Origin of the sequence: Cryobacterium sp. Hh11, assembly GCF_004404045.1 — a bacterium.
GTDB classification, from domain to species: domain Bacteria; phylum Actinomycetota; class Actinomycetes; order Actinomycetales; family Microbacteriaceae; genus Cryobacterium; species Cryobacterium levicorallinum.
The window spans coordinates 281921-292082 of the sequence record NZ_SOHF01000025.1; the positions used below are offsets into that span (position 1 = coordinate 281921).

At 63.7% G+C, this 10162-nt stretch carries 10 protein-coding genes and 1 tRNA gene; 3 read left to right on the forward strand and 8 right to left on the reverse strand.

The features are described 5' to 3' along the window. Positions 1–191: 191 nt before the first annotated feature. Positions 192–264, reverse strand: a tRNA-Arg gene (locus E3T46_RS12470). A gap of 150 nt (positions 265–414) precedes the next feature. Here E3T46_RS12470 and E3T46_RS12475 point away from each other — a divergent pair. Together E3T46_RS12475 and E3T46_RS12480 are read left to right on the forward strand one after the other, a co-directional pair. After that, positions 415–1152 (forward strand): flavodoxin family protein, encoded by a 738-nt coding sequence (locus E3T46_RS12475; protein WP_166790272.1) that lies wholly within the window; start codon positions 415–417, stop codon positions 1150–1152. A gap of 53 nt (positions 1153–1205) precedes the next feature. Continuing rightward, positions 1206–1604, forward strand: coding sequence for a DUF1294 domain-containing protein (locus tag E3T46_RS12480; protein ID WP_134578771.1), 399 nt, complete (start codon positions 1206–1208; stop codon positions 1602–1604). Here E3T46_RS12480 and E3T46_RS12485 read toward each other — a convergent pair. The 6 genes from E3T46_RS12485 to E3T46_RS12505 all read right to left on the reverse strand — a co-directional run bounded on the left by E3T46_RS12485 (position 1591) and on the right by E3T46_RS12505 (position 8314). After that, on the reverse strand, positions 1591–2160 hold the full coding sequence (locus E3T46_RS12485; protein WP_134578772.1) for a hypothetical protein: 570 nt from the start codon (positions 2158–2160) through the stop codon (positions 1591–1593). The genes E3T46_RS12480 and E3T46_RS12485 overlap by 14 nt on opposite strands. Positions 2161–2533: 373 nt before the next feature. Beyond that, positions 2534–4066, reverse strand: a complete 1533-nt coding sequence (locus E3T46_RS12490; RefSeq protein ID WP_134578773.1) for a plasmid pRiA4b ORF-3 family protein — start codon at positions 4064–4066, stop codon at positions 2534–2536. A gap of 31 nt (positions 4067–4097) precedes the next feature. Beyond that, the gene (locus E3T46_RS12495) at positions 4098–5990 is read right to left on the reverse strand and encodes an HNH endonuclease signature motif containing protein (protein ID WP_134578774.1); all 1893 of its coding nucleotides are present in this window, start codon (positions 5988–5990) and stop codon (positions 4098–4100) included. Between the two features lie 42 nt (positions 5991–6032). Then, positions 6033–6200 (reverse strand): hypothetical protein, encoded by a 168-nt coding sequence (locus E3T46_RS18030; RefSeq protein ID WP_166790273.1) that lies wholly within the window; start codon positions 6198–6200, stop codon positions 6033–6035. A gap of 174 nt (positions 6201–6374) precedes the next feature. Then, entirely contained in the window at positions 6375–8120 is a 1746-nt protein-coding gene (locus E3T46_RS12500) for a SulP family inorganic anion transporter (protein ID WP_134578775.1), read from the reverse strand. Continuing rightward, positions 8069–8314 carry a hypothetical protein gene (locus E3T46_RS12505; RefSeq protein WP_134578776.1) on the reverse strand — a complete coding sequence of 82 codons (246 nt, stop codon included), beginning with the start codon at positions 8312–8314 and terminating at the stop codon, positions 8069–8071. Before E3T46_RS12505 ends, E3T46_RS12500 begins: the two co-directional genes overlap by 52 nt. Before the next feature lie 571 nt (positions 8315–8885). Between E3T46_RS12505 and trxA the strand changes: the two genes are divergently transcribed. After that, positions 8886–9242, forward strand: coding sequence for a thioredoxin (gene trxA, locus E3T46_RS12510; RefSeq protein ID WP_134578777.1), 357 nt, complete (start codon positions 8886–8888; stop codon positions 9240–9242). Between the two features lie 407 nt (positions 9243–9649). Here the strand turns inward: trxA and E3T46_RS12515 are convergent, their stop codons facing one another. Further along, positions 9650–10072 carry a DUF302 domain-containing protein gene (locus E3T46_RS12515; protein WP_134578778.1) on the reverse strand — a complete coding sequence of 141 codons (423 nt, stop codon included), beginning with the start codon at positions 10070–10072 and terminating at the stop codon, positions 9650–9652. Positions 10073–10162: the final 90 nt, after the last annotated feature.

Below are 10162 nucleotides of genomic sequence, written 5' to 3' on the forward strand. Positions count from 1 at the left end.
AAACGGTGGCAGAATTGCTCGAGCACACCAGTGACGCCCTCACCAAACGGACCTAAATTGCCCGGCCAGAGTCCGTGAAATGGGTCGTGACGCGCTGGCTCCGTTGTTCAAAGCGGGACAATAGCGGAACCTTGCCCAACGAGAAAACCCCGCCCAACAGGCTAAAAGCCTGATGAGACGGGGTTTATCTGTGCGCCCGAAGGGATTCGAACCCCCAACCTTCTGATCCGTAGTCAGATGCTCTATCCGTTGAGCTACGAGCGCATGTCAATCCCGCGAACTTTAACGACCGGAGACAACTTGAAAACTATACCAGCTATCGGGAGCTCTCTGCGCCGCCGCCCGGGTGTGGCGCGCCATCGGCGGCAAAATCAACCCCTATTGTCGGCCCCGGTCGAGTGGTTTACTAAACGGGTGAACGAAACCAGCCGCGCCGATGCGGCAGCCTTTGACTACTCCGACCTGCGCGCCGTCTTCATCAATTGCACCCTGAAACGCAGTCCCGAGGTGAGCAACACCCAGGGCATCGTCGATCTCAGCGCTCGAATCATGCGGGAGCAGGGCGTGCAGGTCGACCTGATTCGCGCCATCGACCATGACATTGCCACCGGCGTTTACCCGGACATGACCGAACACGGCTGGCCAAGGGATGCCTGGCCGTCCCTGTTCGAAGCGGTGCAGGCCGCCGACATCCTCGTGCTGGCCGGGCCGATCTGGCTCGGCGACAACGGCTCGGTGACCAAACGCATCGTGGAGCGGCTCTACGCCCACTCGGGCGAATTCAACGAGAAGGGCCAGTACATCTTCTATGGCAAGGTCGGCGGCGCGATCATCACCGGCAACGAAGACGGTGTGAAACACTGCACGTCGAACCTGCTCTACAGCCTGCAGCACATTGGCTATTCGATTCCGCCCGCCGCCGATTCCGGCTGGATCGGCGAAATCGGTCCAGGCCTGAGTTACCTCGACGAGGGGTCTGGCGGTCCGCAGAACGACTTCACCAACCGCAACACAACGTTCATGAGCTGGAACCTCATGCACCTCGCCTCGATCCTGAAGCAGAACGGCGGCATCCCGGCGTACGGCAACCTGCGCCAGGACTGGGACCGCGGCGAACGCTTCGGGTTTGAGCCGAACCCGGAATATCGGTAGCCGTCAATTCGGAAACTCGATAGTTCCGGAAACCGGGTAGGTAACATGGGATCATGGTTGCCGCCCGCTCTCACCGGGGCCGCGGCAGCTATCTCGCGATTGCCGGCTTCGTGGTGGTCTGTCTGGGCGTCGGCTGGTACTGGTCGCTGCCGCTGTGGGTGGCCGGCATCTATCTGGCGGCGAGCCTGGTCTGCTTCGTGCTCTACCTCGTGGACAAACGCCGGGCCCGCACCGCACGCCGGCGGGTATCGGAGCGAACGCTTCTGCTCTGGGGATTGGTCGGCGGTTGGCCGGGCGCAATCATGGCACAGCAAATTGTTCGGCACAAGACGCAGAAGACGCGTTTTCGCCGCGCGTTCTGGCTCACGGTCGTCGTCAACGTTGGGCTGTTCGTCACACTGAGCTCACCGGCATTCGACGAAGTGCTCGGCCAGTTGTTCAGTATTCGTTGAATTCTTCCCCGGTTTCGGCCTCGTGCTTGGCCTTCAAAATGGCCAGGTTGATCAGCACAAACGCTTCCAGGCGCTCGTTACGATGCTCGGCGTAGTCGGGTTCACGTTGATCGACGGCCAGTTCGATGAGCTTCGATGAGACGGCCGAGCTGACCTCTTCACTCGCGGACCGTTGAGCACTCGCAACGATGCGTCCCACCTGGTCGTCATCATCGGCCACGGCGTCGAGGCCCAGAGCCAGCCGCTCGTGCACCCGCAAGCGCAGGGCGAACTGCTTGAGGTCGTGTCGTTGGTCGTCGGTCAGGCTCAGCCGCCATTTCATTGACGCGAGGTCCTTGCTCATCCGGCTGACCCGCCGTGCGTACTCCTCGTTTTGCCGGGCCAGGTGGCGCAGCTCACTGCGGGCATCGTCGGCGTACCGCGCGGCATCGTAGTCGTCGTGCTCGCGGAGCGCGCCAACGATGATGTCGTTCTTCACCGCCATGCGCACGGCCGACACCGCGATCAGCAGGCCCTCATCGACGGTGCGTTCGAGGTCGGGCAGCTCAGCGTTCACGTCGGGTTCTCTGACGTTCGCGTGAGCGTCAGCACGACGCCGGGACAGGTTCCAAATGATTGCGCCACCACTTCCTCGTGCAGGTGACTTTCATTTTATCGAAGGAACTGGTCCGTGCCGTGCGCGGATTGTGTGAGTCCTGCCGTCCATCTGGTCGATGCCCTCGGTGCTGACATAAGCCGCAACCCGATGGGTGGGGCCGTCATTCACCCTGAACGAAGGGGCGATGCGTGCGGTGGAGTACGAGGAGTGCGGTGAACGCATGGGAATCCGGTTAGGCATGAGTGTCGCCCTCAGCCTTGCAACGCTCCTCCTGGCCGGGCTGGGTCGTTCCAGACGGTGTTGAGCAGGTCGATTCGCGAGAATCTCAGGCTCACGTCCAGCGGGTGAGCGCGGCACGCGCAAGCTGCCGTGCGGCATCCGTTTCGAGTCCGTGCGAGACCGACCCTCTCGGCGGAAGCAGGCTGCCCGTTCCCGCCCAGCCGAGCACCCGTCGGGTGTCTGACGCGTCGCTCAGCGCGGAGTCGTTGCCGTAGCGCCCTCGCCCGCCAAAAGTCCAGCCCACCATTGAGGTGAGCAGATCGAGCGACTCGCGGAGGCGATCCCAAGAGCCGGCTTCACCGGCGGCCACGAGCATCAGGAGGAGCAATGCGCTGTCCCGGCCGTCATCACTGCGCTCGAGCGGAAGGCGGGCCGCGAGGTATTGCCACAGCTCCACCGGAGCATCGCGCAGCTGCGCACCCCGCTTGGTCAGCAGCAGGTCGCCCCGGAATTTGCGCACCAAGCCGAGCTGCGCAGCCGTCTCCCGCAGAAACAGCAGCGGGTAGGTTTGCGACTCCCGGTTGGCCTCGCCCCGCCAGATCTTCTCCGTGTCGAGCTCTTCCATCAGCGCCCGGACGCGCGCGGGAGGGAGATACCCGGCACTGGTCAAACGGATTCCGCCGCCCACGTTCCCCAGGAATGTCCGGATCACCGCGGTGGCCGTCGCGGCCTCGGCCTCATCGATCGGCGTCGGCTCCACCACGTCTGCGGACGCGAGGTAGCCAGCGAGGTGACGCTGCGCGTCCGGACTCACTCCCGCGAAGAGGATGTCCAGCTTGGAAGGCGTGCCGCCCGAGGAATTGTGGCGGCGCAGCCAGCCGAGTGCGGCGTCCGACCCCGCTAGCCGTTCCAGACCCCGGTTGATTTCGGCGAGATCGATCTCGTCGACGAACCGGTGCAAGCCCATCTCGAAGGCGATCTCCCGTTGCTCCGGGTAGTCAGGTGGCGTCGTTCCCGCAGCCACGGCAAGAAGGTGTTCCCATCCGTAAATACCGCCCACGTCTTCGACCGGCCCCCGGCGGCGACCGTCGACACAGCGCACGGCGGCATCCGTCAACGCCTGCTGCGGCAGGAAGTCTTCAAGTTTGATTGTGTGGTCCCAGTCGTCACCGAAATCATAGGTGTAGTGGAGCCAGTCATTCTTCTTCGCCAAGAGCTGATCGAGACGCAGCTCGCTTTCCAGCACGCCCTCGTCGCCCTCCTCAACGTCGTAAGGGGTGAGGATCCCCTGCGTCTCGTGACTGTGGCGGTCTGTGGCGAGCGCGAACCTGTGCAAGTGGCTGTTGGTCCAGCCGAACGCGGTCTGCAGCACGTCGTGCAGAACGTCGAGGGTCAGGTTCGACGGCAACGTGAGTCGCCGCCAGATCGGCGGGTGTGAATCGGCGAGGTCGACGCGGAGGCGGAACAGAACCGGAGTCTCAGGTGGTGTCAGCAGTGGAAGCGGCTTGAGCGGTGCATCCACGAACGCAAGGGCTGAGTGGTCGGGCGAACCCGAGCCGGCCAGCGAGGCGTCAAACCGCGCCTTGAAGTCAGCGAAGTCGGTCACGTTCTCGGAACTCGCGTCATGGTTGGGCGGTGTCGTCATACCGACAGGATATTTGAACTTGCTCAGGACCCTAAAACGGTTGGGGGTTGGGGTCGGTGATGTTCCGCGCGGTGTTCCAGGGGTCACTCAGGGGTTCGTCTGGTGGGGATGGTGCTGGTGGTGGCGTTTCGGTTTGCTGCAGGTGCGGACGGATGCGGGTGGCGGGGTCGGTGGCGTAGTGTTTGCCGGCGGGGCTGGTCCAGTGGACGGTGCCGTCGGGGTCGGCGATGGCTTTCCAATCGGAGAAGTGCTTCAGGTTGTGGTGGGCGGGCGAGAGGAAGTGGAGGTTGGTGGCGGTGGTGGGGCCGCCGAATTGTTTATCTATGGTGTGGTCGAGGTCGGAGTGGCCGGCGGAGCGGTTGCAGCCGGGGAAGCGGCAGGTTCCATCGCGTAGTCGGAGGTATTTCTTCAGCGCCGCTGGCACGCGGAACGGGGTGGAGCTGACGTCGAGGACGATGCCGGTGTGCGGGTGAGTGAGGACGCGCAGGAAACTCGTCGCCGTCCCAGCCAGCCGGCGGGCCGTCTCCGGATCGATCGGGCCGTACCCTTCGAGCTCGCCGGGTTCCTCACTCTGACCCATCAGGGTGAGGACGGGGACGGTGATGTTGACGTTGGCGGTGAGGCCGGCGCCGAGGCCGCTGCCGGTGACGCCCTGCTGGAGCAGGTCAATGGCGACGTCGGCGCGCAACTGGCTGAGGGTGCGGGGCTCATCCGGGCCCTGCAGACTGATCGCAGCATCGGTGACCCGGGTATAGATACTCTGCAGGTCGTCGCCGGCCGCCCGCAGCCAGAGGGTGGCCATGCCGTCCTTGTCGGGGAAGAACTGCACCCGGCGATCGGCCAGGCACCGGGTGCGGCGAACGGTGATGCTGTCGGGGTGGAACCGCTCCCGCAGCTTGCGGGCCCTGCCATCGAACTGCGCCGGAGTGAGGCGTTTCGCGTGCGGCAGCAGCACCGCCTCCAACTCGGCCCGGGCGGGCTGCGGGACGGAATCGAGCTGTTCGAGCAGCCGCTGGACATGCCGCAGAGAGATTTCCCCGGTGCGAAGCGCGGTCAGGGTCTGCGGGCGGGACTCGACCAGCACCCGGCTCTCCCGCAACAGGCCAGAGGCAGTGCCGGCGGGGATGCGGAGCGCACAGGCCATTTCGGCGACCAGGCCCTGCTGAGCGGCGAAGGTCGCATCCCAGTCATGCTCATGCTGCGGACCGGCCTGCGGACGACCGGTCTCAGCACTGTTGGTGGTGTAATCCCACGCCTCAGTCAAGACCTCAGCCTTACTCGCCTGCGCCCAAGCGATCACCTTCTCGAGGTAAATCACCCGGTCGACGAACTGCGCCTGGTGCCGCTGAAACGGACTCAGCACGTCCGCCGGACCACCAGGGGCCAGACCGGGTTGGTCCGGGTCAGCCTCAGCCGGGTCAGCGTCAGCCGGGTCACCCTCGGCACGGTCAGTGTGACGCTCGCCAGCGGTGCATCCGTCAGTGGTGCATCCGTCAGTGGTGCATCCGTCCGGGATGAAATCGACCGGGAGAAAATTGTCCGCGAGGTAGTTCGTATAGAGGAACTCTTCGCGGAGGTCCTCATCGAAGAGGTTCTCGGGCGGCACCGCACCGAACACCTCGGTCAGATCGAGGTCGACCGGAATGGTCGGGCAATCAATCAACTCCGGGCGGCCAACCGCCAGGCTCACCGGTACCGGGCTCACTGATGCCGGGTTGACCGCTTCCAGAACGACCGGGTCGGTGACCTCATACGGGGCAAATTCTCCGAACCCCTCGGCAATTTCACACCGCCAATCGGCCTGACACTGCGCCCAGAACACCTCGAACTCGGCACGCTCTTCGGGTGTGGAAGGCGGGTAGCCGTGAGCCGCGAAGAATGGATCGACACGGCCCGGCTGGGGAGTATCGCCGCTCTGGCTCATAGAAGAAGTGTACCAAAACCATGCGCCAGAGTCGAGGGTTTCTCAGATATGTTTGGATTTCTGTGCGAATACGCATTCGGGCAGACCGCGCGTTGTCGAGACCGGCTCGGGCCGGTCCATGGCGGTCTCGGCAAGCTCGACCACCGGAAGCGGGCGGGTCTCGCAGGCCTGCTCGCGCTGGTTCATGGCGGTCTCGGCAAGTTCGACCAACGGAAATGGCCGGGTCTCGCAGGGAGATCGTAGTTGCTTTGCAGCGAGAGCCACGCGCGCGTCGGACGGGCCAGCTATCGAGCGCGAGTTTGAGCCTAGCGAAGGGACTAAACGTAGCGGTCTACTTCGTTGGTGAGGTCGCAGCGCCCCGATTCGGAGGCCACCGCGACCACCTCAAATCGCTCCGCCGATATCGTCGCGAAGCTCCCCACTCGCAGCATCAACCGCGGCGCCCACCGTCGGCGCGAGCCGCTCGGGTGGAAACCGGTCGCCCAGTCCGAAGGCCTGTAGCCGGTCCTTCACCGGCCCCTTCATCTCGGCGAGCACGAGCGTCACCCCCCGAGACGCGAGGTACTCGTCAAGCTCGAGCAGTTCGTCAATGGCGGTCGTGTCGATATCGGTGATCGGCTCGGCGGCAAGGATGACGGTGTGAATCGGCGTGCCATCGGCCTCCGATTCCCGCTCCGCCCGCCGCACCACCGAGCGCACGTAGTCATCAAAGATGCCCCCGTTGGCAAAGAACAGCGGGGCGTCGAAACGCACAATGACGATGCCGGGAACGCGATCGGCATCCGGATGCCGGGAACGGTCATGATACCCGCGCACACCCGGAATGCGCCCGAGCTCCGCCCGATACGGACGCCACGCGCGGATCACGAACGCCACCAGAGACAGCCCGATCGCCACCAGAATGCCGTGCAAAACGCCCACCAGAAAGACGCCGAGGAACGCGGCGATCGAAAGCAGGGCATCCGTTTTGTCGATCCGCCACAATCGCGAGACGCCCGAAACATCGACCAGGCTGGCGGCGGCCACAATGACCACGGCGCTGAGTGTGGCCGACGGGAGGTACCCGGTTACGCCGGGGGCAACGAGCATGAAGACGACAATGATCAGCGCACCAACGACGTTCGTCAGCTGGGATCGCGCCCCTGCCTGCGCGGCGACGGGCGTGCGCGAGGTGGAGGCGGAGATCGGAAAGCCGCCGAAGAACCCGCCCCCGATATTGGCGAGTCCGAGTCCGGCCATCTCCTGGCTGCCGTTCACACTGTCGCCGCGGCGCGCCGCGAGCGTGCGGGAGAGCACCCCGGTGTCAGCGAAGGCGATGAGCGCTATGCCCAGCGCCGGTCCGATCAGCGAAACCACGTCGCCCCAGACGAGGCCGCCGAGCGCCGGTGCGGGGAGCCCCTGCGGCATTGCGCCGACAATCGGCAGCACGTTCTGCAGCGAGAAGATCGCCGTGACCACGATGGACGCGACGACCGCGATCAGCACGCCGGGGATGCGCCCGCCGAGCAGGTAACGCAACCCGACGATGACGGCGAGGGAGGCGAGGCCAAGCAGCATCGCGGCGACGACGATGCTCCCCGCCGCAGCGCCCTGCATGATTGCGCCCATCCCCTGAATCGGGCCGGGAACGTCGATGGAGAACCCGAGCAGCTTGGGAATCTGCGAAATGATCACGAGCAAAGCAACGGCGTTGAGGTAGCCGGCCCGGGTCGGCTTGGAGAGCAGGTCGGTGACGAAGCCGAGTCGCAGCACTCCGGCAACGAGCAGGATGACGCCGACCATCAGGCCGAGGAGTCCGGCGAGGGCAATCGCTCGCTCGGTATTGCCGAGCGCCAACGGCAGGATCGACGCTGCGATGATCGGGGCGAGCGCCGAGTCGGGACCGAGCACGAGGATGCGCGATGGGCCGAAGACGGCGTAGACCAGCAGCGGCACGATCGTCGCGTACAGGCCGGTGTGCGCGGGCAGCCCGGAGGCCTCCGCGTAGCCCATACCGGCCGGGATCAGCAGGAAGCTGAGCACGATGCCGGCGCGCAGATCAGGCATCAGCCACGCGCGCTGGTAGTGCAGGGCGGTGTTCAGCCCCGGGACCAGGCTGAAGGCAACGCCGCGGAATCCGCCGATTGGCATGACTTCACGGTAGTCCGGTCCTCGTCTGCTGTCTGGACTTCATCGGGTGTGCCGATGCGCAAGTGCGTCGGGAGCACCTCGTGCCGGCCGCCCCAGGCGAACCGCCCGAGCGGCAGGCCTGCGATCAGCAGCAGCTGGAAGATGGCGAGAAATACCAGGATGATGCAGAGCAGGGTGGCGTCTGCGGTTGCCATGTGGTTCAGCATAGGTTAGCTGCACGATCGCCCGGTCAGCCCTCGATCGCCAAGCGTCTCAACCAGGCTGCACCTTTTCACAGGTTGCGCGATTTCGAGGCACGGGAAAACCCCTGAGTCCCGGTGCTTACCGGGGATTCAGGGGTTCAAATTGCTGCGAATCTGGTGGGAAACGTGCGAAAATGGGAGCCCAAAACTATAAATATCCAGGTCCTGTGCCAGAAAACCCTGCATGTGGGATCCACAGCGCGAGGGCGCCTACACTCGCCTGAAGCTGCAAGACTTGTCACCATGCTGTCGTCGCCGATTGAACCTTCCGCGACCTCGCCAACGCTCGATCCGTTACCTCGCGCACCGAGGCATCCGTCGACAACCTCACCCAGGGGCGCACCTGCATTCTGGCCATGTTCCGCTCCCGGCGAGAGGTGTTCCGGTGGGACGCGATCTCCGAATACGTCGGCCAGGTGTGTGTGATCAACTCTTTGTCGGCCGTTTCCGCGCTGGATACCTGCCAAGTTGGCGCATACCCCACGAGGTATGCAAAATACCCTAGTGGGTATACACTGTTTTTATGTCTATTACGGATCTCACCGAGACTACCTTTGACGCGACTATTGCCCAGAGTCCCATCGTGTTGGTTGATTTTTGGGCCGAGTGGTGCGGCCCGTGTCGCAGTTTCGCCCCGACATTCAGCGCGGCGTCTGAAAAACACCCCGCAATCACCTTTGGAAAAGTCGACACCGAAGAGGAACGGGGATTGGCCGCAGCCGCGGGCATCCGTTCCATCCCCACGCTGATGGCGTTTCGGGACTCCGTACTCGTCTTTTCCCAAGCAGGCGCCCTGAACGCGGCCAGCCTGGAAGAGCTCATTGCCGGCGTCGAGAAACTCAACATGGACGACGTGCGCGCCACTATCGCCACCCGCTAAACCTTGCGCCCCCGCGAAACCGCTTCGCAGCAGACTCACAGGCGGCCCGTACTGTCACCACCCGGCCAGAATACCCCCTGGTGTATTATTTTATGATTAGTTCACCGAATTGAATGGAGATCCTTATGTGTCGTGCCGTAACGTGCAAAGTGTGCCAAAAGACAACGTGGGCGGGCTGCGGTCAGCACGTTGATCAGGTCATGCGCGGCGTGCCTCGCAACCAGCAATGCGCCGGGCACGTGAAAGAAAAATCGACCGGATCATTCTGGTCCCGGTTACTCGGACGCTAACGGCACCCGGCCCATCTTTTAGAGAAGCCTGCCAGATCGCCAATCGGACTACCGGCGCGGCTACCGCCTGACACGGCCACAAAATTCTGGCCGTGCTCCAGCGGGCTAGACCGCGTATTACTTGCTGCTGTTTTCTCCGTGGAGAGCGGCTAGCGCGGCGAGCAGACGCTGATCGGCTTGATCTGCAAGGTTCTGTATCCCCGGGGAATTGCTCAGCTGGACCATGGTTTGTGGGTTGATAGCTTGAACCGTGGTGGTAGCCGCTGACGGGCTTCGTCGAATGACGACGTTACACGGAAGCAGCAAGCCCATGTCGGGCTCTGCAGTGAGTGCCTGTTCGGCGAGGGCGGGGTTACAGGCACCCAGGATCAGGTAGTCGCCCAGTGCCTGCGCACTTTCCACGCCGAGTTTCGTTTCGAAGGTCGCGTGGACGTCGATTTCGGTAAGAACGCCGAATCCTTGGTTGGCGAGTTCTTCCCGCACCCTGGAGACGGCTTCTTCGTAGGGCAGTGAGACGGTGATGGTGTGTGCGTAGTTCATTGGTTTCTCCTGATTCATTTTCCTGAATTGATGGTTGCGGCTACTGTCAGTTTGCGGTGATAACTCCCATCATTCCTCTGTCTTCGTGGT

What these genes read in the sequence shown, in the direction of transcription:
- E3T46_RS12480 (WP_134578771.1), top strand. Translation starts at nt 1,206, where the DNA reads ATGGTTGCCGCCCGCTCTCACCGGGGCCGCGGCAGCTATCTCGCGATT.
- E3T46_RS12490 (WP_134578773.1), bottom strand. Translation starts at nt 4,066, where the DNA reads ATGACGACACCGCCCAACCATGACGCGAGTTCCGAGAACGTGACCGAC.
- E3T46_RS12495 (WP_134578774.1), bottom strand. Translation starts at nt 5,990, where the DNA reads ATGAGCCAGAGCGGCGATACTCCCCAGCCGGGCCGTGTCGATCCATTC.
- E3T46_RS12500 (WP_134578775.1), bottom strand. Translation starts at nt 8,120, where the DNA reads ATGCCAATCGGCGGATTCCGCGGCGTTGCCTTCAGCCTGGTCCCGGGG.
- E3T46_RS12505 (WP_134578776.1), bottom strand. Translation starts at nt 8,314, where the DNA reads ATGGCAACCGCAGACGCCACCCTGCTCTGCATCATCCTGGTATTTCTC.
- trxA (WP_134578777.1), top strand. Translation starts at nt 8,886, where the DNA reads ATGTCTATTACGGATCTCACCGAGACTACCTTTGACGCGACTATTGCC.
- E3T46_RS12515 (WP_134578778.1), bottom strand. Translation starts at nt 10,072, where the DNA reads ATGAACTACGCACACACCATCACCGTCTCACTGCCCTACGAAGAAGCC.